The sequence below is a fragment of the Xanthomonas sp. LMG 12462 genome, from assembly GCF_009192885.1.
GTDB classification, from domain to species: domain Bacteria; phylum Pseudomonadota; class Gammaproteobacteria; order Xanthomonadales; family Xanthomonadaceae; genus Xanthomonas_A; species Xanthomonas_A sontii.
Genome location: NZ_NMPP01000076.1, coordinates 1 through 20,788, shown reverse-complemented (window position 1 = coordinate 20,788; position 20,788 = coordinate 1). Strand labels below are relative to the sequence as shown.

Here is a 20,788-nt window from a genome sequence, read left to right as displayed (position 1 = left end):
GCAACCTAGCTTGCCAAACGCAAACGGGCGGGAGGACTGTCGCCCTCCCGCCCGCTGGCGCCGGCAGGTGCTGCCGGCGTGGTGCTACGACGTGCTGCGATCAGTGCCAGTGCAGGTTGAACGAGACGCCGACGATGCGCGGTTCGTTGTACACGGCCGCCATGTAGTTCTCGATCACGCCCTTGAGGTTCTTCTCGTTGGTGATGTTGCGGGCGAACGCGGCCACTTCCCATGCGCCGTAGTCGCCGGTGTAGCCCAGCTTGAGGCCGCCCTCGAAATTGCCGTTGGAGGTGAACTCGGTGGAGTCGTACAGCACGAAGCTGGTGTAGCCCTGCTTGTTCCAGTCGGTGGCGACGAAGAAGGCGCCGCCGTCGTTGACCGGGATGTCGTAGCGCGCGGCCAGGTTGACGTTGTACTTGGGCGCGTTCGGCAGCGGGTTGCCGTCGATCTGGGCGAAGGTGTTGTTGCCGATGCGGATGGTCGGGTCCTTCACCGTGCACACCACCACGCCGTTCAGGCCGCACACCTGCGCATACACGCGCTTGTCCTGGATCTCGCTGTGCAGCAGGCTCAGGCCGGCGGTCAGCGACAGGTTCGGGATCGGGCGCCAGTCCAGATCCGCTTCCATGCCGTAGGCCTTGGCCTTGTCGGCGTTGAACAGCACGCCGTTGCCGTTGGAGTCGTTGCCGTTGAGCTGGATGTCGTCGACGGTGTAGGTGAAGCCGGTGACGTTCAGGCGCAGGCGGTTGTCGAACAGGTTGCTCTTGATGCCCGCTTCCCACGACAGGATGGTTTCCGAGTCGGCGGTGGTGAAGTCGGAGTTGAACACCGCCGAACGGCCCTGGATGGTCGGGCCGCGGAAGCCGCGGGCGACCTTCGCGTACACGTTGACGTTCGGGTTGATCTCGTACATCGCGCTCAGGTCCCAGCTCGGCTGGGTGTCGGCCAGGCGCACGTCGCGGCGGCCCTTGTAGGTGACCACGCCGGCCGCGGTGTCGGCGGTCTTGAGCAGCTTGGTCTCCTTGCTGTCGCGGGTCTGGCGCACGCCGGCGGTCAGGGTCAACGCGTCGGTGACCTTGTAGGTCAGCTGGCCGAAGCCGGCCCAGGAGGTGTTGCTGTTGTGCAGGCGCACCCAGTTGTTGGGATTGCGCGCGGCGGTCTGCAGGAAGTAGGCGCGCTGGTAGAAGTCGGTGGTGTCCTTGCCGTCGAAGTAGAACGCGCCGGCCTGCCACTGCAGTGGGGCGTCGCCTTCGCTGGCCAGGCGCAGTTCCTGGGTGTACTGGTCCAGATCGCGCACCTGGCCCATCGACTGCCCGTAGCCGTTGGGCACGCCGTTGACCGGGAAGTTGGCCGCGGCGCCGCCGTCGGTGTCGCCGCGGCTGTAGCCGGAGGTGGTCTCGTAGGCGCTGATCGAGGTCAGCGACACGCCGCCGAAGTCGTAGATCGCCTTCAGCGAGGCGCCGTGGGTCTTGTACGCCTGAGGGTTGTCGTGGGCCTCGTCATAGGCCACCTGGTCGCGCGGCACGTCGACCTTGTTCGAGCCCTTGTGTAGCGCGCCGCGCAGAAACAGCGTGGAGGTGCCGTCGTAGTCGCGGGTGTGGAACGAGCCCAGCAGGGAGAAGTTCTCGCTCGGCTTGAGCAGCAGCTGCAGGCGCGCGTTGCGGTCGTCGTAGCCGCCCATCGCGTCCTTCTTCGGGGTGACCGTGCCGTCGGCGCTCGGGCCGGTGTAGGTGTTGTCCACCCAATCGTCGCGGTGCTGGTACAGGGTGGACACGCGGAACGACAGCACGTCGTTGATCGGGCCGCCGATGCCGCCGTCGACCGAGACCGTGTTGTAGCTGCCATAGCTGGCGGTGACCCGGCCGGTGTAGTCGTCGCTGGGCTTGATGCTGTCGAACTTGACGATGCCGGCGGTGGTGTTGCGGCCGAACAGCGAGCCCTGCGGGCCGCGCAGCACTTCCACCTGGTCCACGTCGTAGACCGGGTTGGACTTCAGCACCACGTGCTCCAGCACCACGTCGTCCTGGATGATCGACACCGGCTGCGAGGCGCCGAGGTAGAAGTCGATGTTGCCCAGGCCGCGGATGTAGAAGCGCGGGAAGATGCGGCCGGTGGTGGTCTCGGCGTAGAAGCTGGGCACGCGGCCGGACAGCGCCAGCAGCGTGTCGTCGCCGCCGGCGGTGAAGTCGCGCATCGCCTCGCCCTGCACCACGCCCACCGACACCGGCACCTCCTGCAGGTTCTGCTCGCGGTGCTCGGCGGTGACGATGATGGTGTCCAGCGAGGTCGCCGCGTCGCCAGTACCAGCGGCATTGGCCGGGCGGGTCTCACTGCCGGCCAGCGACGGCGCGCTGTCCTGCGCGGCGGCGGCGGCGGCGACCGAGGCCAGCACCAGGGCGGCGCAGGCCTGCGCCAGGCGGGTACGGGCCGGCGCGGCGCGCGCGGTCAGCGGCCGCGGGGAGAGATGGGGATGCAGCATGTCGAATCCTTGTGAGCGCGCAGAATCGAGTCCGTTCGGCTTGCGCAGCAGCCCGCGACGGCATGCGCCATACGGTGGCGCAGCGCGGCACGATATGTCGTCTGTGTTGCACCGCCGTTGCAATGACGGCGTGGCTGCCAAGGCGCGACGATGCGTGACCGCATCACGTCACGCCACGCCGTCGCAGCGGACATCTACGGACCTCATGCATCGCGACGGCGAACTGCAGCCGGACCTGCAGGCCCGCCGCGACGCCATCGCCCCGCACCGCAGCGCCGAACTGCGCGCCGACCGCCAGGACCTGACGCCACTGGCTAAGCCACAGCAGGGCGTGCACCTGCTGCGCGAGGCGTTTCCCTCGGCGACGCCGATTCCCGGGGTGGTGGACGCGGGCACTGGGGAACGATAGGCCCCAGGATGCCACGCGCAAGCGGCGTGATTCAGGCCGAAGCGTCCGGTTCTGCGCGACGGTATGCCACGTGCTGCAGGGGCTGCAGCGGCTCCGGCATCGGCACGGCGACATGCACTTCTTCGAGGTCCCAGCTCGCCGGAAAGTCCGCGATCACCTCGGTGGCGGCGCACGAGCAGCTTTCGCGAGGCGTTTCCATCGGCGGGCCGTCGTATTCGAAGCGCAACCGGACCACGCGGCGCGCCTGGTCGGCCTCGATCGAGGCCTGCCGCAGTTGTGGGTGCACCTCACCGAGCAGGGCGCGCTGCAGGCTCAGCAATAGCGCGGTACGACTGCCGACGTCATCCATCGCGCTTCCCTCGTCTACGCCGGCGACGTCATTGCGTGCAGCGCTGCGCGGCAAAGTCCGTCAGGCGTCGGGTGAGCGTGCCTTCCTGCCACGCGATGTCGAGGATCACCCAGCGATCGTCCTGGCGACCGAGCACCAACGTATCCGTCCACTGCTGGTCATCGATGGCCAGACGGGCGCGCACCTGCGCGGTGTCGCCGGTGACTTGCGCGGTCGTCGAGACCAGCGCCGTCGGTTGGTCCGGCCACAGGAAGAAGGGGCTCTGGTCGAGCATGTGCGGCTTGACGTCTGCAGGCACAAGTTTGGCGCAGGCTGCCTCGTAGGCGCGCTGCGCCTCCAGCGCCGCGAACAGTTCCCGCCCCAGCAGATGCCGCACCTGCGCAACGTCGCCATCGGCGTGCTTGGGCGCGATCGCCCAGGCATAGAACGTCTGGACCGTGTGCGCCGGCGACTCGCCCGCGATGGCGGCGAACGCGCTCAGCCACAGACTTATCGCACACAGAACGCGCATTCCCCTCATGGATCGTTGCCACCTCGGGCCGCCAGATGCGGCATGGCGATCCTCGACCAGTGGCTGCGCGGCGTCAATGCGAGCGCTGCCTCGTGCGCCAGCGGCCGGCGTGGCCGCAGCAACCAGATGCCTAGGTAACGGGAGACATCCGATTTCACCGGAACTGCAACCACGTAGAGCGGCTTCAGCCGCGACAGGCTTTACCGGGAATGCCCGTTTCGGCTGAAACCGCTCCTACAAGGCCACGACACATGCCGCTAAATCGCAGTGAAAGCGTGTCACCAGGGCATCCTTCAGTCGCTGTCCACCCCGAGCACGCTCAAGCGCAGCGGCGGTGCATCCGGCCCGATCGGCGCATGCGCCAGGGTTCCGGTCACCCTCACCACCTGGCCGACACCTTCTTCGCGCAGGTGTGCGGCCTGGTCCGCGGTGACCGCCAGCCGCAGCTGGCGCACCTGCTCGTAGCGCGGCTGGCGCCCATCCGCCGACGCCGCCACGCACAGCGGCTGCGGCAGGATCAGTACGTCTTCCTGGGTCGCTGCCGCACCGGCAGCGGCGTCCGGATGCGTATGCGTATGCGTATGCGGGACAGTAGGCGGGGCGGCGTCGGTGGGCGACGGCGCCAGAATACCGGACAGGGTGACCTGAGTCGGGCCATACGGCAGGCAATGCCTGGGCGCCGCCATCAGCTCGGGCGAGGTGCCGATCAGCAGCAACGGGAACAGCGACAGGGTACGGATCGGCATGGTGGCACGCGGATGGAGAGGGACCGCCGAGCATACCCAAGCGCGATGGCGCGTGTGCTGCAGTCCGCGCCATCGCGTCGCGCAGCCCTACCGGCGGTCAGGATTCGCGTTCCACCACCACGTCGGTGAACCGCGGTTCGGCCGCGATCAGCGCATGCAGCCGCGCAAAGCACGGATCGTCGTCGCGCATCGCATGGCGGCCGAGCAAACGCTCCCAGACCGAGCGCTCCTTCTCGATCTGCAGCATCCAGGTATGGTTGCCATCGACCTCTTCCTCGGCGTAGGCACCGACCAGGTAGGTGCGCCCCTGGCATTCGGCTTCGGAGGCCCAGCCCCAGTCCTCCGGGTCCGGCTCGGACAGGACCATGGCGTCGCCCACACGCACGCGCAGCCAGTCCAGCAGCGAGCTGCCGCGGATCGGATTGATGGGATTCTCCGGCTCGGCGCTCACCTCGAGCAGACGGGAGCGGAAATGGATGACAGGATGCATGCGGCAGCTTGACTCTCGAACGATCGGGGGGGCGGACGCGCGCATCGGCGTGGCTGCGTCATGGCGCGCAGGCGCGGATGGGCGGTCCAGGAAGGTAACGCATGCACGGCCGCCCAGGTGGACAACGGTGCGGCACGTCATGTAACCCGGTGGCGGCCGGCATCGCCGTCTGCGGCACATGGGCATCTCTCGCAGCGCCCTGCCACCGGGGACCGACACCGTGGTGCAGCGACCGGCCGGACCCATTGCAGCACGGGCGCATGACAACTCATCGCATCTGTCGTAGACAGGCACGCGCGCCCAGATACGCCCAGATGCCGATTGCGACGGCAAGCCAGACGCTGGCGACCTTGCTGCAGGCCGAGGCGAAGGCCAGGTACGGAAACGAGTCGCCGGGAGGACCACCTTGCAACGACGCTGTGCCCCCGCGTTGCCAGAACGTCAGCCACGCCTCGACACCGCACCACAGCGGCAGCACCCAACCGGCGGACAGCAGCGCGATCGCGAGGGCGAGCAGGCGCTGCTTCATCGCACACCGCCAAGCGCCGACATCGCCACGCGGCAAGCAGCGTGGTCGTGCGACGGATCCGCAAGCCGGTTGAGCCGCCACAGGGCGATCGACCGTCGCGGCAGCCCTCCCGCCGTCATGGCGACGCAGCGGCGGCACAGCCTCACGGTGTTTGCTCCGGCTCCGGCTCCAGATCCGGCTCGAACGGACGATCGGGCAGGCGCTGCCCGCACCACGGACAGAACTGCACACAGATCGCATCATTGAGGTACCAAGTCGGATCCTCGCCACGGAACAACTCGAAGCCGATCCGCACGATCCTGTCCGGCTTGGTCACCGCCGCGAACATGCTGCTGCAGCAGTAGCGTGCGATTCGCTCGCGCCACGCCACCCGCTCCGGGAACTGCGCGTCCATCCAGGCGGCACTCCAGGCCTGGCATGCCGAGCACTGCACCAGATGCGACAGCGCCGCGAGGGTTGGTGGGTCCGGGAAGTGCTCCTCTTCCACCTCGATCATGCACTCCAACGCCATCACCAGTTCGGGGCGCTCGTCGATCTGATCGCGCAAGGTCGACAGCGTGTAACGCGTGGTGAAGCAGGTGGCCGAGTGAGGCATGAGTAGGTGCAATCCGTTGCAGTCGACAGCAAGCGTAGCGCTGTGTGGCCGCTTCGGGGTTAAGTCCCCGCTGCCTGCCACAGCGCATAGCCCAACAGCCCAAAGCACACCAGGGCAAACCCGCCCCAGAAGGCCGCCGCGTCGGCCGAGACCACGCGTGGGGCCAGGTACGCGCTGCGCTTGCCGGATTTGCTGCGCCGCTTGCTGCTCCACGGTTCGACACTGTAGTAACCGAACGAGAACGTCGGCACCACGAGCATGCCGACGACATAGCACAGACCATAGAGGACGATCTCGACCAGCGGGCGCAGGACGACCTCGGTCAACAGGCTTGCGGGCATGGTGTCACCTGATCCAGACAGAAGTGATGTGCGGCGTTGGCCTCGCCCCTGCGCCGAGGCTGCATGCGATGCTCGCCGAGCGGGCACTGGCCGTCAACGGCCGGCGCCCTCGATCACCGGCTGTCGCTCAGCAGCCACTGCACCAGTTCGAATCCGAGCACCGACATCGACGGATAGCGCGCGTACTCGTCCACCGACAGCATCCGCACGAAGGTGTCGCCTTCGTGCAGGGCGCCGGCGATGTGGAAGGTCAGCAACTCCCTGGCGTCTTGGGGCAGCGGCGCGGCGCCGACGATCTGCCATTCGCCGCTCCTGAGTTTCTGGGTGCCGGTGAACAGCAATCGGATGTCCTTGTCGCCATCGCGCACCGGCAGCGGCCGGCTCGGCGACGCGACAAGCGTCGGTTCCGATGCCTGCTGTTCCAGCACACAGAAGCCGACCACCTTGCGATAGTCGCCCTGCGGCGCCCACAGCACTTGGCAAAGCGCGTACGTTCCCGCATCCGACAGGATCGCGAAGACATCGCCCGCCCGTTACTTCACTGCCATTCCACCACCCTCTGAAATCTGGACCGCGGCAAGGGTATCCCCGCGGCGTGCTTGATGGCAGCCAACTTACAGGTCGAGGTGTTCCTCGGCGTCGATGTCCTCACCTGCCAATTCGCTCGCCACCGGTTCACCCGGCATGCACCACACTATTGCCCCACCTCTGGAGCGACTGTGATGCACAAGACCTGGCTGCTCGCCTTGTTGGCGGTTCCCGCACTGGCCTACGCGGCGCCGGACGAGGACACCGCGATGTGCCGCAACGGCGGCTTCCCCATGAGCACGGCCGGGTTCTCGCTCGCCAAGGTCGCAGTGCCGCGCCTGTACCTGCTCAACGACGACGACGGTTGCCCGGCCAAGGGCGAGGCCGCGTGCCGGCAGCGCGCCTATGTGGTCAAGGACGACACCGTGATCCTGGCGCAGCGCCAGGGCGGCTTCGTCTGCGCGTTCTACCCCAACAAGGTCGGGGGCAGCGCCGGCTGGGTGGCGGCGTCCAGCGTGCAGCCACTGCCGGCGACGGCCGCACCGAAGCCGCAGGCCTGGGTCGGGCATTGGCACGACGGCGACAACGAACTGCAACTGATCGCCAACGGCGACGGCACCATCACCGCCAACGGCGATGCCTACTGGCCCAGCGCCAACCCGACCCCAGATCAAGCGCCTGGTGGGCCGCACCTTGGCGCCGTCACCGCGCGCGGCTTTCCCGAAGGCAATCGGCTGGAACTCAGCCAGGACGACTGCAAGGTCCGCCTGCAGTTGGTCGGCGATCTGCTGGTGGCTTCGGACAACCTGGAGTGCGGCGGCGCCAACGTCAGCTTCAATGGCGTGTACCGGCGCAAGGCGGCGAAGCACTGAGGCGCGGTCTCTGCGGTGCTGGCGTTGCGTTTGATCCAGGCGGCGATCCAGTGCCGCCTGGGTTCTCGCTAGAAGATCGCCTCCCGCGGCTTCATTCCAGTTTGCGTCACAACCCCACGCTTTGCGTGACCAGGTCCGCAAAGACCCACACATCGCCCTTGTCGTACGTCTCGGGCGCTTCCGTTCCGCCCAGCGTCGGATACGGTTGCGGGATATAGATCTGCCCGGGCTTCAACGGGCCAAGACGCGCCGCGATCGCCCGTACATGGTCGCCGCGCAACACGTACTCTTCGAAGCCCGGATCGCGCAGGATGGCCGCCTCGAACGCCGCGGTGGACGCATGTGCGCCATACGACTTGCCCGCGGCCTTGAACGGATGCAGCACCGCATAATCCTGGCTGGCCGGATCATGCAGAAAGAAGTGGCCGAGACTCGAGTAGCCGACCACGACGGTATACGCCGGGAATGCGTCCGCCCACGGGCCGAGCACCTCGTGCGATTCCGGCGTGATCAGGTGATACAGCGGGACGTTCGTCGCTTCAGCGCGCTCTGCACTCTGACTCATTGGAGACCTTGCTGCGATGGCGCGCCAGGATACAAAGCCACGCGCATCCGCCTGCTGTCAGCGTGTTCACTTAGGCCTTGGCAGTGGCTCCGTAGCACTTGGCCGATCCATCCAGGAAGAACTGCACGTCGCGCTCGTCGCACCAGGCTTCCAGCTCGGCCTTGAACACCGGCCACAGGTCGCGCGCCCATGCAGGTGCACTCTGCGCCCAGGCATGCTCGGTGGGCGCGTAGACCGTGGGCACGCCCATCGGGAAATCCAGCACGAACTCGCCGCCCGGGCCGGTGCAGACGAGTTCTTCCTTCCAGCGGGGTTGGAATTGGAATGTGGTCATGCGTCCGTTAGCGGCAGATGGATGCGATCTCGCACGAACAAGGCACTGTGCCTATCTTCCGCCATGCTCAAGCAGCAGTTGCAGGATGGCCGGAGAAGCCATGCCGCGTGCAATTCCCGTTGGGGTCACCGACTCTCCTTCCGGAAGATTAGGATCTGCGCCATATTTCAGTAGCAAGCGAACGAGGTCGGCGTTGCCATTCCTCACTGCCAGTGCGAGTGGGGAGCTGAACTCGCCTGGAAGACGAACGCACTCCGTGATCTGCGCATAGCCACGACCGTTTGGGTCTGCGCCTCCTTCAAGCAAAATTTCTACCCCTGTCCAATCCTCGAACGCCACGGCCCTATTGAGGAAGTGATACTCGTACGCGGCCTTGCAGCGATCTTTGGCGAAGAGGTCTTTGGCATCGACGGCGGGTGGCAACACGCTGAGCGCCAACACGGCGAGTAGAGAGACCCTTTTCATGTTGCAAGTTGCCTCTTTTGACTCGATCCGCACGAACTGTCGTTGGTTTGAATAAGTTCCAGTCTATAGGACGGAACCACATGACTCCAATCAATACTCTTCACTACGGCTTCTCCAAACGACCGCCCAGTGCGCACAGGCCGCCAACAGGTTCCTGGTTCAGAGAGGCGCCAGTCCCAGCCTTCAGCTCAGCGGCACAGCGCTGGTTGACGACCAGGCGGTCGCGGATGGCTCACCATGCCTCACAACTTAATTTGCCCTTGTACATCCTACCGCGCATGGTCCAGGTCGTGTCCGGCCCTGCTCCCCTTAGCTTGAAGCTCGGTGGAAGCGAGGGATCGCCTGGATCGGTGTAGGTCAGGTCGATCCTGCTAGCGCTCTGATCCAACGCAACGACTTTGTAGGAACCTTGCGGAAGATTGCGTGGCCCATTCTTGTCTTGAATGAGGATCCCACCAATCTTGTCGTAGCCGAGAAATTCCAGATCCGGCACTGGTGCGCCGGGCGGCGCTTAGAACGCCCACATCGTACTGCTGGCCACGGCGGAGGACGCGGCCAGGAAAAGCGCAGTGATAAGGGCAAGTAGCATCTAGTCCTCCTTTGCCGTTAATGCCGAACGATCAAGCCCGCGAACGAGTACGGGTCGGATACGACACTTTAAGCATCGGTCACCAAGAGGCAACCGCTTCCCGCGAATATGCAACGAAGGGCAGCCTGCAATGTCAGGTACTCCGGCGGTGTCAACTGGAACACGACCGTGAGAATCCCCAAACCAGCCAGTGCCACCGGCGAATCTGGAACGAATGTAATCCGCGCGTGGCCAGGGCTGAGCAGAAACTGGGAGACGCCGCCGTAGCCCGAGGTTTCCTGGCCGCACCATTCGACATGATAGGTGTCCATCCTCAACGCCACGTCCTGCTCGTCGAACGAGAATGCACGCTGGAGCAGGAGATAGGTCGTGGTATCGAGCGCCTGGTCGGCGAAGCCGACAAGATGGCACTCCCCCTCTGGGTGTTCTACAGCGATGCTTCTCGCTTGAAGTACGAATGACGACATGCCGATGCTCGCTCCTCATTCGCCATATTCCACAGATTAGAAGAAGGCCAAGAGCGAACTCCCAAGAAAGCGCGCTCTGAGCCGTATTTTCCGCATAGGCTATTCAGCACGGTTGAAGCGGTTCATCGTGATCGCCGGCTCGCCGTTGATGTTCAACCAGACCACGGTTTCGGTCATCGTCTTGCCATCAGGGGCGACGGTGTAAGTGCGCGTCGTGCGCGGCATTCCCTTCAAGTAGAAGGCGGCGACCATCACGTTCGGCGCCGGCAGCCATACGGCCGTGGTGTCGACCGTCGGGTAGCCTTTGCTTGGGACTGCGGTTCCGTCTAGCGGATAAATGGCGACGGCATGGATGTCATGCCCATCGCCACCGACGATGTCGGCATTCGTCTGCCACTTGCCCTTGCCCACATCGCTGTAGGTGAGCGAGGCGCTTTTCGGCCGCTGCGCGGGCGGCGCCGGCATGCTCGCGACATCGAGCACCCATTTTCCGAGAAAGGGCGACTTGGAGGATTGGGCGAGCGTGGGCGCATTACAGACAAGGCCCACGATCAGCAGCAGTACGGCGAGATGCTTTTTCATACTTTCTCTCCAGCGGCTTAGGCGCATTGTTGCATAACCTCGACGTCCCCCCGCTTTCAGTAACGGGGCTCTTTAGAGTCCGGGTTTCATCGTAGCGGCTTTGGCCGCTAGCTGTTGGGCATAGGCGGCCGGGGTCAGGCCGCCCAAGATCTTCTTCGGTCGCTCCTCGTTATATTCCCGTCGCCAGGTCTGGATCTCGGCGCGGGCGTGCAGCAGCGTCGGGAACCAGTGCAAGCGCAGCTGCACACCGCGCTCGTGAGCCCACGTCACCATCGTCTTGCCGCAGAACTCCTTGTCGTTGTCGGTGCGGATCACCTGCGGCAGACCCCGTGTCAGTGCCAGCCGATCCAGCACCCGGGCCACGCCGTGACCGTAGACAGCCCGCTCCACCTCGATCGCCACCGCCTCGTGCGTGGCATCGTCGACGATGGTCAGGGCCTTGAGCACCCGGCCCTCGGCGGTGCGGTCGAACACGAAGTCCATCGACCAGACCTGGTTAGCGGCTTCAGGCCGAAGCAACGGCTGGCGCTCGCCCAGCAGCACCTTCTTCCGCTTGCGCCGGCGCACCTGCAACCTGGCCTCTTGATACAGCCGTTCCACCCGCTTGTAGTTCACCGGCCACTGCTCCTGCCGCAGCTTCAGATAGATCATCCCGACGCCGTAGCGCTTGTGCCGCTGCGCCAGCGCCAGGATCCGCTCGCGCAGCTCGACGTTGCGATCCGGACGCGGGACGTAGCGCAGCGCGCTGGCGCTCATCCGCACCACGGCCAGCGCCCGACGCTCCGTGAGCCCGCGCTCCATCAGCTGCCGCACCAGCATCCTGCGCGCCGGTGCGGTCACCACTTTTTTCGCAGGGCGTCCTTGATAACGTCGTTCTCGAACAACTGCTTGGCCAGCAGCTTCTTCAGCCGCGTGTTCTCCGCCTCCAGCTCCTTGAGCCGCTTGGCCTCCGGCACGCTCATGCCGCCGAACTTGCTTCGCCACAGGTAGTAGGAGGCCTCGCTGAATCCGTGCCGCCGGCACAGGTCCTTCACCGCCACGCCGGCTTCGGCCTCACGCAGGAAGCCGATGATCTGCTCTTCGGTAAAGCGCTTCTTCACGTCCAATCTCCGTCTCGTTGGGGATTGGACTCCAAATCGCCCTGCTACTCAAAACCGGGGGACGTCGGGGCGTCGGTTTGACACAGGCATACGCGACAAGAAAAATAGATGGAGCTGCCCTTCAGGAACAAAATTCAAGGAGGATCAAACGATGACACACACGTGGCTTTTCGTCGCAGCCTGCGCAATGGCGCTGTCCAGTACTGCTCAGGCTCAGGATGCCAAGCCTTTGGACCAGTTGGAGGTCATCTCCCGCAGCTACGCAAAGGACAATCACGTGGCTGAAGCGGAAGCCTCGCGGCGCCTGGAGCTCAGGCAGGTGCTTGCCCGGTCGGAGATCGACGCTTTCAAAGCGGACTATGCCGACCGTCTCGATACCTCGTATTGGGACGATAGCCGCGACGGGTTCAAGCTCGTGCTGCGGCTCAAGCAGGGTCCGCTACCCGCTATCCATGAGTTGTCCACGCCGCACGGAACCATCCCGGTCAAGTTCACGCTGGTGTCCGGCAAGACGCTAGACGAGATCAGCGCCATCCTGGCGGCGAACCAAGCACGCCTGCAGGAGCAGGTGCCCGGCTTGCAGGGCACGGGTATCGATGAAGTGGATGCTGCGATCGTGCTTTACGTCTTCGTCCCTGCGGAGGAGCAAGCTGCCTACGAAGCGGAGAACGCAGCGCTGAGTCGCCAGCTCGGCGTGCCTGTCAGGTTCAAGTTCCTGCCAGGCCCCATGGAATCAGAACCACAAGAGTCGCCCGAGCCATCGTCCAGCTCAACGTTGCCGACACAGAGTGCGCCATTGGCAACGACCCAGTCCCCCTATGTGCGGGGCGGCTCGCAGATCCTCAATCTGGACAACGAGCACCAGTGCACCGGCGGCTTCATCGTGCGGAACAAGGACAACACCAATTGGGGCCTGGTCACCGCGGCGCACTGTGGCAAGAACCTCATGTACGGAAACTGGTCGGATGCGGCAAGCGGCGTACAGGTCACCGCGAAGCTGACTTACGAGGACCGGATTTTCGACGCGACACACGACTTGGCATGGTTTTCTTTCCCAGTTCTGGGCTACCGCCCACTTGGAGAAGTCTTTGCGAGGGACACCTGTTCCAGTTGCGGTGTGGCGATCCTCTCGGCCGCAGCCGCCGTAGCTGGAGATCGGGTATGCCACAGGGGCTTGCAGACCGGTTGGACGTGCGGCGTCGTGTCGAGTAGCACGGCGAGCTTTAGCAGTAAGGAGTGCAACGGACAGGTCTGTGACCCCCTGGCCTACAAGGTGGTAGTGGGGGACGACTTGGCGTGCTTTCGTGGTGACAGTGGCGGGCCGGTCCACTATGGAAACATTGCCTACGGCATCGTCAAGAGCGCTTCCTATGCGGGCGTCGAACCGGGCCGGTGCGGCGCGCTGGTTTTCAGTCCGATTGGCAAGATCGTGGACTTAGGCCTACGGCTGTACTGATTCCAGTACGCTGCACCTCTACCGGCTCTATCACTAGCGCATCGCGCGCAGATCAAGTTGTCCAGCCGGCATACCAGAACCCGCCGCAGGAGCCGCCGCAGCGGCGAGCCGTGCCGCTTAATCGAGCAGGCGCTGCGCCCCCGCCAGTCGCTCGTGTTCGAGGACCTTGTCGGCATGGGCCGATGCGGCACGGCAAAGGAGAGCCGTGGCCAGCACATCGGTCCAGGCGGCCGGGGGGATGCGGCGCGGCTGGCAGCGTCGCGCGAAAACAACGGCCAGTGCCGGAAAAGCGTCTGCTCGGCGATCGGCGCCGCCTGGCTCAAGCCCGGGCGCGCTGAGGTAGTATCCGGTTCGACCACGTCAACGTCGCATATGATGTCCGAACGCGTCGCATGTCGCCTTCACGGCGTGGATTTGAACAGCAAAAAGAGATCTGAGCGCACGCGCAGCAGGTGCTGAGCGTGCTCCCATTCTTTTGCCGGAGATCCCCATGCGCTGCGTCATCTATACCCGCAAGTCGGCCGACGAGACCGATCCTCAACTGAGAGAACTGGTGAGAGAACTGGGGTCAGAGTGCATTTTCAAGACAAGTGCACTCTGACTCTTTTTCCTACTGACTCTTTTTCCTAGACCGGTGATCAGACTTCTAAAGCATCACCGGAGTCGTTGTGCCAGCGGACGAAAGTTGGGGGCTTTCCCGTGTCCCGGAAGGAGGCGAAGGCTCGCTCAATCGTTGCGAGCGGCAGCGCCCATGAAGCTGGATATAAATCGACTTGGCCATTGGAGAGCCTGTATTCGATCATTTCGTCAAGCGGTCCGGAATAGGAAGGGTTGCGAGAACTGAAGCCTGTATCTTCAGACGAAGGCAAGAACATAAGCCAGCCGATGTCGCCGTTGATGAGAGCGCAAAGAGACGACCCATTTGGAGCCGATTCCCAGACCTCCCGACAGTTAGCGCAACTCAACATATAAGGACTAACACCTGATTTAAACCGAACCGCGAGGCAGCTTCCGTTTGAATAACTAGTTAAGCCGCAGTGCACGAATTTTTCGGCGCAAAAGTATGCCGGCAACAAGCATTGCGCTCCCCAAAAGGATAAAAATGTATGGCAGATATTCCGGCCAGGGTAGCTCGGCAGGGACCGCCCGAAGGTATTGATGGGAGGTCTCTCCATCACTTGGCAACATCAAGGAGATCGGAAGCTGATGCAGTACTAATGGCGTGCCGAATAGCCCGGTCAGCGAGAATAGCACGCCGAGCACTGTTACTAGGTTTGCGAAAATCTTCTTCATGTGACCTAACGCTTAAATTATCTCAATCAGCGAAGCCGGTTCGGCCTGAATGGAACTGTCAGCTGCCGTTTCCGGCACTGATGTAGTTGTAACAGCCGACTGCAGCAAGCGCGACCGTCAGCGCAATGAGACCGACTCCCTCGATATCTAAGTTCGACCGAAGAAGCTTGCGACGCCAAGACGGGACGAGCAGGCACGGCGACACTACCAGCAGCCCAGCGCCGAGGCTAGCCAAGCCGAGTCCGAGGTTGAACTGCCATGATTCCCAAAGCTGGCTAAGCATCTGACGTGGCACCTAGCGCCTGAACTAAGCGGACCCACGCAGCGACTTCGGCGTCGGCTTGAGTGAACTGTTAGGGACCACTGTTAGGCTCCAGCGACGATGATGCATCAAGGTATTCCTGCGGCGGAGACTCAAGCTGAGGATTGGCAAGCCAGTGAACTTCTCCGTGGATGCGAAGCATGGCCCAGTGCCATGCCTCGTCATGAAAGATGAGCCCGTGTGGATCATTTGGCTCCTCGTATGGATAGCGTGCAACTGCCGCGTTGTCAGCGTCCGCCGGTGATTATGACCCGTAAGAGCGAAGAACCCGCGCGAACAAGTGGCGTTCGTGCTTCAGGCACTCCACGTATTCTTTCTCTGTCCAAGTTTGGCTTGCCATGAAATTCGCATGTTAAAACTGGGGGTCAGGGTGAACTATAAAGGTGTAGCACACAAGAAAATGTGCACTCTGACCCCTAATTTCCTCAATAAAATGTGCACTCTGACCCCTATTTCCGTAGTGATATCACGAGGCCGCCCTGATGGAGATGCCAGACTTTTGCGAGCCATCTCCTTGCACGGAGCTTGGGCATCCCGCTGCAACGGCATATGCAATCACGAAGCAGGGTGTATACCAGGCACCAAATACCGCTTGGAATGGATTGCCTCCCTGTGAAAAAGCGATCCCGACGGCGGCGACGGATGTGAGGAGCGCCACAACGAGAGTCGGGTACTTCAGACGCAGCCTGTCTCTCATGAAAGCGAACGTTGTGGCGTACGCAATGAGGTGGACGGGAAGCACTGTCATGACAAAGACGCCCATCCACGCCGCAAGCCCTGTAGAGAGGCTGACGCCGGGCGCCAAGGCTGCGTTTGCGATAAGGCCGCCCCAAACAGAGAGAGGAGCCGCGACCAACCCCATCCAATGAAGAGCTGTTCCTAGCTTCGAATACCGTTTTTCTTCCATGCCCCTAGCCTGACGGACCGCGAGGATGCGGGATGGCGTGATCCTCGCCGAGGCATTGATCCGCAGTCAATGGCTGGGCGGCTCTTGCTCGGGTTCGCACCATAACTATCAGGCGTGCAAGGAGAACCGGATATCAGAGCGGACTTTCTAGGAAAACTGCACTCTGACCCCTATTTCCCCTCTGCGACGTGACCGCGTCCGGTTCCAATCCATCCCACAGGAACCAGTCGACGCAAAGCAGGCATAGGAAGGTCGTGGTCGACGTAACCACAACACCAGGCGGGATGGGACGACGACCGCCACGACGAAGGCCGATCCGGCACACGCAACCAGCGCCAGGAGTCCGATCACAAATACCTGCACGACATGCATCGCACCGCTCACCACTTCCCAAAGTAGGAAGAGATGTCGAAGTAGACCTTGCGCTCCTCGCCCGAGGGCAGCACGATCGTGATGAGGTCCATGGCCGACGGCTCAAACAACAGCGACTGCGATTTGATGCGCGCGCCGGGGTAGTGCTGATCGAGCCATGTGCGTTGCGCGGCGATGCCCGCGCCTTCGCTATGCGCCGCAGACAGATCGACGGGACGGTCCGGCGATGCGCCATCCCCATGTGCGACGGCCGGCCGCGGCGACGGCGCGGAGTGACATGCCACAAGGCCCGCCAGCAGGATCAACGACAGCAGTCCACATTTCATATCACACCCCCTAATGTGATCGACCAGACAGCTGGATCAGAGTAGACCTGTCGGCGCACTGCGCACAATAGCGCGCAGTCTGGCTAGGACTTCGCTTGATGCATCACTCGATCAACTGCGCACCTGGTCTCGCAGCCTTCTCCACCGGACGCCGCTAGTAGCATTGCCACGCAAGCGCCCACTCGTCTTCTTTTCCTGGTGCTGTTCCGCGGCCGAAGTAGCCGACGCCGCCGTCGCCCCACATCCAGCGGCCCTTGTCCGTGGAGTCGATCTGGAAGACGAACTCGGGCGATGCGGGATGGCGTTTGAAGGGCGCCCAGAAGATCTCGGCCTGGATCAGCGTCGGCCATCCTCCCAGCTTGAAGCCATCCAGGTTCCGGAAAAGATCGTGGTAGTGCGCTTCGATATCTGCTGGCAGATCCATCGGCGCATCCTCCCAGCACGGGTAGTCGTCATGAAAGACATGCGGCCGCATCGGAAATACGTTGATCGGCGAATCGGTGTGCCGTGGCGCCAGCGGGACCAGTCCATCGAGCCGCTTGTAGGCCCGCAGACACCACCCTTCCCCGTTGGCCGTATCGACCGGGAGCGTATTGGTACCGATGAACACCGTAAGCAGTTCGATATCCGCGAGGCGCGCCGGCCGCAGCGGCAGTTCGCTGACGTTGATCTGACACAGCGCATGCATCGGCCGTCCCGCCGTCTCCGGCCATGTCTCGCCCGACGCGCAGACGTTCACGCGACCGAACCAACTTGCCAGGGGATCGTCGGGCGGCCGGAATCCCCCGATCTCCAGGATGACACCCGAGCGGGCGAGTTGGGCTTTGAGGTCGTCAGCTGTCGTCGTCACGTGTGCGTCTTCCGCGCTTCATCGAGGCCGGGCCGTGTTTACTGGCTTTACTTCCAGTAGAACAGGGATCAGTGGGCACTTCCAAGACAGGTGCCCTCCGATCCTGTGCCGCAACCTCTAGGCTACGCCGATACCAAGGCGCCAGGAGATCGGACTCCGAGTTTGCGCCGCCCCGCCACACTGGCCCAACCATGTGGACGAGCGGAGGATTGCCCATTGTCACTAGCACCACAGTTAAACCGCACCACGATCTGGAGGCGGTTTGAATCAACTGTCAGGGCTCATCCTCCGGCGTCCAGTTTGTCACCTCGACGAACTGCTCCGACTCCGAGGGCTTTTCAAATGCGCTTCCTTCCGGGGCGTCCAGAAACGGAATAATGCTCGGGTCGTAGTTGGCGATCGTGTTGACGTCATACACGGCATGGTTGGCTGGGTTGTCCATGTACGCATCGTCTTCGGAGCCTGACATGAAGCGCCAACCGCTATCGATGTCGTTGTCCGGCGCCTCGCGGTACATGAAGCGCACGGAATCACCATCGACGGTGATCCTGTCGGTGGCAATACAGCCGCCGTAGCCTTCGGCCATTGGCTTGATCTGATCTTGCGAGAGTCGGAACTGCTTGGTCATGCGTCCTGACACCTGGATTGGGCGACACCGCGAAGCCGGGCCGCTTGAATGAATAGTTAGACGGTGGTGCCAGGAGGTGGTGGAGCATCGACTGCGCTTCCCCAGCACTGCCGCACGGGCGCGAGCATGCCATAGATCTCTGTCTTGGATCTTGCTGGCGTCGCTGGCCGCTGGGTGTCACCAAGACCGGTCATCAGGCCACAAGCCTCCGGACTTGGTGTGTCCACTGCTACACGCCGCCGCCCAGAAACGGCAGCACGATGAAACAGGTAATCAGGAGACTACCGACGGCGACGACCGACAGGTAAGGCGCCGAGCGAGCTGAGCGATCCGTGGCCACGGAGTACCACGCTGCCGGAACAGAGATCAGAAGCGCCAGGAACGAGCCAACGCCAAGCACGGCGAAAGCAACAGGCGCCACCGGTACATCGCGCAGCAGAAGGCCTGCCACCGCAGAAGTGACCAGACTTGCTTCAAGAACCAGCAGAGCAAGTACGGAAATCTTCGCCGGCTGCATGGACATGTTCTCGGGGCCTGCCACCTGAATTGAACCGCATCGCGCGGCGGCTTCGGGTTGCATCATCGTTAGGCGTTGGTGCCAAGGAAGGGGTGAAGCATGGACCGCGCTCCCCAGTACTGCTGCCAGTAGCCGAGCATGCCACAGATCGCGATTATGAGGCCTTGTCCAAGGCGGACGCCGCATCGCGCGTCCATCACTAGACTGATGCATGAAGTAGGCGGAACCACGACACGCATTCGTCTCGTGTGGATTGTTGTGCCCAGCATGTCTACTCCAGAACTGGGGTCAGAGCTAACTTTAAATGGCCTTGCATACAAGAAAAATGCACTCTGACCCCTGTTTTCTAAGCGTCTAGCGCGCTGCCATGCAAGGGGGCGCCGCCCACGCTGGCCAGCACTTCAGGCGGCCATGCGGGCTTGCTCTTGATGTGGAAACTGGCCCAGCGGATCAGGCCGTAGAGCACGGTCAGCGGAAAGAGCGGGATGGCGATGACCTGCCAGAGGATGGCGCCCAGGTCGGGGTGCTTCCAATGCTCCGCACTGCCCGGACCGATGAAGGGTTGGCCGAAGAAGATGCAGCGCGCCAAGCGCATCTCGAACAAGGCCTGATTGGGCCCGTCGCCTTCCACGAACAGCGGCCCTTCGTGCTCCATGAAGCGGCGGATGTGCTCCCAGGTATCGAGCAGGGGCTGCACGGCGATGGCGCTACTGGTCAGGCCCAGGCCGAACTGGCCGACCACGCGGGTATCGCCCGGCGCGGCCAGCACGATCATCTGCAGGGCCGCGTTGTCCTGTGCGACGGTGCCGGTGAAGGTCTTGAAGCGGACGACCTGGGCGCGCACGCAGGCCCAGTCGTAGCTGAGGATCTCGTGTTGGCCGCCCCCGCCCCAGAGCGGCCACCCGCTGAAGAGACGCGTGTTGTCCTTGAAGACATGGACCTTGCCGGCGTTGCGGTCGAATAGGGTGGGGGCGTAACGGTAGCCGATGAGGTCGAAGCGGAGCATGAAGTAGACGAACACCGATAGGACTGAAATACCGACCAAGGCGGGAGTGAAGGCATTGGCATCACCAAGTGCGCTCGCAAGCATCAGGGTCAATGGCAAACCTATAGCGACGGCGCCAAAGCCAAGAAACCCCACAAGCAAAGTCATCATGCTGCCGTACGCCAGCCCATGCGGAAACGCCTCGATGACAGCGCCGCCGCTGTTGGGCGATCGGCTGGCCGGTACGCTGTGTGGCGGCAAGAGCACCGCCCCCGCGCCGATGCCCCTGAACACTTCGTTGTCGTGCAGCTTGAAAAACTCGTCGCAGGCCGCCTGGCCGAGCCAATCGAGATCGGCCATGCCCAGTGGCCGGCCAGATGCCGATGGCTTGGGTCCGGAGACAGGGGGCTTGTCGTTCTTGGTTCGGGCCATGGCCAGGGTTTAGAGCGGCTCACAAAACCCTTCTGGCGCCGTTGCCAGAACTGGGGTCAGAGCTAACTTTAAATTGCCTTGCATACAATAAAAATGCACTCTGACCCCTGTTTTCTAAGCGTCTAGCGCGCTGCCATGCAAGGGGGCGCCGCCCACGCTGGCCAGCACTTCAGGCGGCCATGCGGGCTTGCTCTTGATGTGGAAACTGGCCCAGCTGATCAGGCCGTAGAGCAGGGTCAGAGGGAACAGCGGGATGGCGATGACCTGCCAGAGGATGGCGCCCAGATCGGGGTGCTTCCAATGCTCCGCACTGCCCGGGCCGATGAAGGGCTGGCCGAAGAAGATGCAGCGCGCCAAGCGCATCTCGAACAAGGCCTCATTGGGTCCGTCGCCTTCCACGAACAGCGGCCCTTCGTGCTCCATGAAGCGGCGGATGTGCTCCCAGGTATCGAGCAGAGGCTGCACGGCGATGGCGCTGCTGGTCAGGCCCAGGCCGAACTGGCCGACCACGCGGGTATCGCCGGGCGCAGCCAGCACGATCATCTGCAGGGCCGCGTTGTCCTGCGCCACGGTGCCGGTGAGGGTCTTGAAGCGGACGACCTGGGCGCGCACGCAGGCCCAGTCGTAGCTGAGGATCTCGTGCTGGCCGCCCCCGCCCCAGAGCGGCCACCCGCTGAATAGACGCGTGTTGTCCTTGAAGACATGGACCTTGCCGGCGTTGCGGTCGAACAGGGTGGGTGCGTAGCGGT

At 63.3% G+C, this 20,788-nt stretch carries 24 protein-coding genes and 1 pseudogene; 3 read left to right on the top strand and 22 right to left on the bottom strand.

The features are described from left to right. Positions 1-100: 100 nt before the first annotated feature. Entirely contained in the window at positions 101-2,479 is a 2,379-nt protein-coding gene (locus CEK69_RS16775) for a TonB-dependent receptor (RefSeq protein WP_152246838.1), read from the bottom strand. A 208-nt stretch (positions 2,480-2,687) separates the two neighbouring features. On the opposite strand from CEK69_RS16775, the pseudogene CEK69_RS16770 reads away from it, so the two are divergent. Next, a pseudogene (locus CEK69_RS16770) lies at positions 2,688-2,888 on the top strand (DUF1264 domain-containing protein); the annotation flags it as partial. A gap of 31 nt (positions 2,889-2,919) precedes the next feature. On the opposite strand, the gene CEK69_RS16765 reads toward CEK69_RS16770, so the two are convergent. The 8 genes from CEK69_RS16765 to CEK69_RS16730 form a co-directional block, all read right to left on the bottom strand. Beyond that, positions 2,920-3,237 (bottom strand): hypothetical protein, encoded by a 318-nt coding sequence (locus CEK69_RS16765; protein WP_226975198.1) that lies wholly within the window; start codon positions 3,235-3,237, stop codon positions 2,920-2,922. A 28-nt stretch (positions 3,238-3,265) separates the two neighbouring features. Then, positions 3,266-3,748, bottom strand: coding sequence for a DUF3828 domain-containing protein (locus tag CEK69_RS16760; protein WP_017911389.1), 483 nt, complete (start codon positions 3,746-3,748; stop codon positions 3,266-3,268). Positions 3,749-4,041: 293 nt separating this feature from the next. Next, positions 4,042-4,494: a hypothetical protein gene (locus CEK69_RS16755; RefSeq protein ID WP_017911388.1), complete on the bottom strand. Its 453-nt coding sequence runs from the start codon at positions 4,492-4,494 to the stop codon at positions 4,042-4,044. Between the two features lie 97 nt (positions 4,495-4,591). Next, a complete protein-coding gene (locus tag CEK69_RS16750; protein ID WP_017911387.1) occupies positions 4,592-4,984 on the bottom strand; it encodes a hypothetical protein in 393 nt (130 codons plus the stop codon). Between the two features lie 268 nt (positions 4,985-5,252). Beyond that, complete coding sequence (locus CEK69_RS16745) at positions 5,253-5,513, bottom strand: hypothetical protein (RefSeq protein ID WP_017911386.1); 261 nt, start codon at positions 5,511-5,513, stop codon at positions 5,253-5,255. Between the two features lie 142 nt (positions 5,514-5,655). Further along, positions 5,656-6,108 (bottom strand): hypothetical protein, encoded by a 453-nt coding sequence (locus tag CEK69_RS16740; protein WP_152246836.1) that lies wholly within the window; start codon positions 6,106-6,108, stop codon positions 5,656-5,658. Between the two features lie 59 nt (positions 6,109-6,167). Beyond that, positions 6,168-6,449, bottom strand: coding sequence for a hypothetical protein (locus CEK69_RS16735; RefSeq protein WP_152246834.1), 282 nt, complete (start codon positions 6,447-6,449; stop codon positions 6,168-6,170). A gap of 113 nt (positions 6,450-6,562) precedes the next feature. Then, entirely contained in the window at positions 6,563-6,925 is a 363-nt protein-coding gene (locus tag CEK69_RS16730; RefSeq protein ID WP_152246832.1) for a hypothetical protein, read from the bottom strand. 246 nt (positions 6,926-7,171) lie between these two features. Here CEK69_RS16730 and CEK69_RS16725 point away from each other — a divergent pair, with 246 nt between their 5' ends. Next, a complete protein-coding gene (locus CEK69_RS16725) occupies positions 7,172-7,849 on the top strand; it encodes a hypothetical protein (protein ID WP_017911382.1) in 678 nt (225 codons plus the stop codon). A 106-nt stretch (positions 7,850-7,955) separates the two neighbouring features. Here CEK69_RS16725 and CEK69_RS16720 read toward each other — a convergent pair whose 3' ends face one another. From CEK69_RS16720 to CEK69_RS16695, 6 genes are all read right to left on the bottom strand, one after another. Next, positions 7,956-8,414, bottom strand: a complete 459-nt coding sequence (locus CEK69_RS16720; RefSeq protein ID WP_017911381.1) for a T6SS immunity protein Tdi1 domain-containing protein — start codon at positions 8,412-8,414, stop codon at positions 7,956-7,958. Between the two features lie 70 nt (positions 8,415-8,484). After that, entirely contained in the window at positions 8,485-8,748 is a 264-nt protein-coding gene (locus CEK69_RS16715; RefSeq protein WP_017911380.1) for a hypothetical protein, read from the bottom strand. A 51-nt stretch (positions 8,749-8,799) separates the two neighbouring features. Then, the gene (locus CEK69_RS16710) at positions 8,800-9,213 is read right to left on the bottom strand and encodes an ankyrin repeat domain-containing protein (protein WP_081616361.1); all 414 of its coding nucleotides are present in this window, start codon (positions 9,211-9,213) and stop codon (positions 8,800-8,802) included. 657 nt (positions 9,214-9,870) lie between these two features. Continuing rightward, entirely contained in the window at positions 9,871-10,269 is a 399-nt protein-coding gene (locus tag CEK69_RS16705) for an Imm10 family immunity protein (protein WP_017911379.1), read from the bottom strand. Positions 10,270-10,368: 99 nt separating this feature from the next. Further along, positions 10,369-10,851, bottom strand: a complete 483-nt coding sequence (locus CEK69_RS16700; RefSeq protein WP_043090286.1) for a hypothetical protein — start codon at positions 10,849-10,851, stop codon at positions 10,369-10,371. A gap of 72 nt (positions 10,852-10,923) precedes the next feature. Further along, positions 10,924-11,951, bottom strand: a protein-coding gene (locus CEK69_RS16695) for an IS3 family transposase (protein WP_152246830.1) whose coding sequence is annotated in 2 segments (ribosomal slippage) — positions 10,924-11,693 and positions 11,693-11,951 — 1,029 coding nt in all. Because the reading frame shifts where the segments join, the coding sequence is not laid out codon by codon here. A gap of 151 nt (positions 11,952-12,102) precedes the next feature. Between CEK69_RS16695 and CEK69_RS16690 the strand changes: the two genes are divergently transcribed. Next, positions 12,103-13,407, top strand: coding sequence for a hypothetical protein (locus CEK69_RS16690; protein ID WP_043093929.1), 1,305 nt, complete (start codon positions 12,103-12,105; stop codon positions 13,405-13,407). A 1,023-nt stretch (positions 13,408-14,430) separates the two neighbouring features. On the opposite strand, the gene CEK69_RS21110 is transcribed toward CEK69_RS16690, so the two are convergent. The 7 genes from CEK69_RS21110 to CEK69_RS21105 form a co-directional block, all read right to left on the bottom strand. Further along, positions 14,431-14,700 carry a hypothetical protein gene (locus tag CEK69_RS21110; protein WP_191091390.1) on the bottom strand — a complete coding sequence of 90 codons (270 nt, stop codon included), beginning with the start codon at positions 14,698-14,700 and terminating at the stop codon, positions 14,431-14,433. Positions 14,701-16,309: 1,609 nt separating this feature from the next. After that, positions 16,310-16,606 carry a hypothetical protein gene (locus tag CEK69_RS16675; RefSeq protein ID WP_150410024.1) on the bottom strand — a complete coding sequence of 99 codons (297 nt, stop codon included), beginning with the start codon at positions 16,604-16,606 and terminating at the stop codon, positions 16,310-16,312. 175 nt (positions 16,607-16,781) lie between these two features. Continuing rightward, entirely contained in the window at positions 16,782-17,477 is a 696-nt protein-coding gene (locus CEK69_RS16670) for a DUF1963 domain-containing protein (protein WP_226975197.1), read from the bottom strand. A gap of 274 nt (positions 17,478-17,751) precedes the next feature. Next, on the bottom strand, positions 17,752-18,105 hold the full coding sequence (locus CEK69_RS16660) for a DUF2185 domain-containing protein (protein WP_043093925.1): 354 nt from the start codon (positions 18,103-18,105) through the stop codon (positions 17,752-17,754). Positions 18,106-18,334: 229 nt separating this feature from the next. Beyond that, positions 18,335-18,688: a hypothetical protein gene (locus tag CEK69_RS16655; protein ID WP_225851574.1), complete on the bottom strand. Its 354-nt coding sequence runs from the start codon at positions 18,686-18,688 to the stop codon at positions 18,335-18,337. Positions 18,689-18,968: 280 nt separating this feature from the next. Then, a complete protein-coding gene (locus CEK69_RS16650; RefSeq protein WP_152246828.1) occupies positions 18,969-19,967 on the bottom strand; it encodes a DUF6708 domain-containing protein in 999 nt (332 codons plus the stop codon). 186 nt (positions 19,968-20,153) lie between these two features. Continuing rightward, on the bottom strand, positions 20,154-20,788 hold a 635-nt coding region (locus CEK69_RS21105), incomplete at its 5' end, for a DUF6708 domain-containing protein (RefSeq protein ID WP_226975196.1).

What these genes read in the sequence shown, in the direction of transcription:
- CEK69_RS16690 (WP_043093929.1), top strand. Translation starts at nt 12,103, where the DNA reads ATGACACACACGTGGCTTTTCGTCGCAGCCTGCGCAATGGCGCTGTCC.
- CEK69_RS16775 (WP_152246838.1), bottom strand. Translation starts at nt 2,479, where the DNA reads ATGCTGCATCCCCATCTCTCCCCGCGGCCGCTGACCGCGCGCGCCGCG.
- CEK69_RS16655 (WP_225851574.1), bottom strand. Translation starts at nt 18,688, where the DNA reads ATGATGCAACCCGAAGCCGCCGCGCGATGCGGTTCAATTCAGGTGGCA.
- CEK69_RS16735 (WP_152246834.1), bottom strand. Translation starts at nt 6,449, where the DNA reads ATGCCCGCAAGCCTGTTGACCGAGGTCGTCCTGCGCCCGCTGGTCGAG.
- CEK69_RS16660 (WP_043093925.1), bottom strand. Translation starts at nt 18,105, where the DNA reads ATGACCAAGCAGTTCCGACTCTCGCAAGATCAGATCAAGCCAATGGCC.
- CEK69_RS16760 (WP_017911389.1), bottom strand. Translation starts at nt 3,748, where the DNA reads ATGCGCGTTCTGTGTGCGATAAGTCTGTGGCTGAGCGCGTTCGCCGCC.
- CEK69_RS16765 (WP_226975198.1), bottom strand. Translation starts at nt 3,237, where the DNA reads ATGGATGACGTCGGCAGTCGTACCGCGCTATTGCTGAGCCTGCAGCGC.
- CEK69_RS16720 (WP_017911381.1), bottom strand. Translation starts at nt 8,414, where the DNA reads ATGAGTCAGAGTGCAGAGCGCGCTGAAGCGACGAACGTCCCGCTGTAT.
- CEK69_RS16715 (WP_017911380.1), bottom strand. Translation starts at nt 8,748, where the DNA reads ATGACCACATTCCAATTCCAACCCCGCTGGAAGGAAGAACTCGTCTGC.
- CEK69_RS21110 (WP_191091390.1), bottom strand. Translation starts at nt 14,700, where the DNA reads ATGAAGAAGATTTTCGCAAACCTAGTAACAGTGCTCGGCGTGCTATTC.
- CEK69_RS16700 (WP_043090286.1), bottom strand. Translation starts at nt 10,851, where the DNA reads ATGAAAAAGCATCTCGCCGTACTGCTGCTGATCGTGGGCCTTGTCTGT.
- CEK69_RS16755 (WP_017911388.1), bottom strand. Translation starts at nt 4,494, where the DNA reads ATGCCGATCCGTACCCTGTCGCTGTTCCCGTTGCTGCTGATCGGCACC.
- CEK69_RS16725 (WP_017911382.1), top strand. Translation starts at nt 7,172, where the DNA reads ATGCACAAGACCTGGCTGCTCGCCTTGTTGGCGGTTCCCGCACTGGCC.
- CEK69_RS16710 (WP_081616361.1), bottom strand. Translation starts at nt 9,213, where the DNA reads ATGAAAAGGGTCTCTCTACTCGCCGTGTTGGCGCTCAGCGTGTTGCCA.
- CEK69_RS16650 (WP_152246828.1), bottom strand. Translation starts at nt 19,967, where the DNA reads ATGGCCGATCTCGATTGGCTCGGCCAGGCGGCCTGCGACGAGTTTTTC.
- CEK69_RS16740 (WP_152246836.1), bottom strand. Translation starts at nt 6,108, where the DNA reads ATGCCTCACTCGGCCACCTGCTTCACCACGCGTTACACGCTGTCGACC.
- CEK69_RS16745 (WP_017911386.1), bottom strand. Translation starts at nt 5,513, where the DNA reads ATGAAGCAGCGCCTGCTCGCCCTCGCGATCGCGCTGCTGTCCGCCGGT.
- CEK69_RS16750 (WP_017911387.1), bottom strand. Translation starts at nt 4,984, where the DNA reads ATGCATCCTGTCATCCATTTCCGCTCCCGTCTGCTCGAGGTGAGCGCC.
- CEK69_RS16705 (WP_017911379.1), bottom strand. Translation starts at nt 10,269, where the DNA reads ATGTCGTCATTCGTACTTCAAGCGAGAAGCATCGCTGTAGAACACCCA.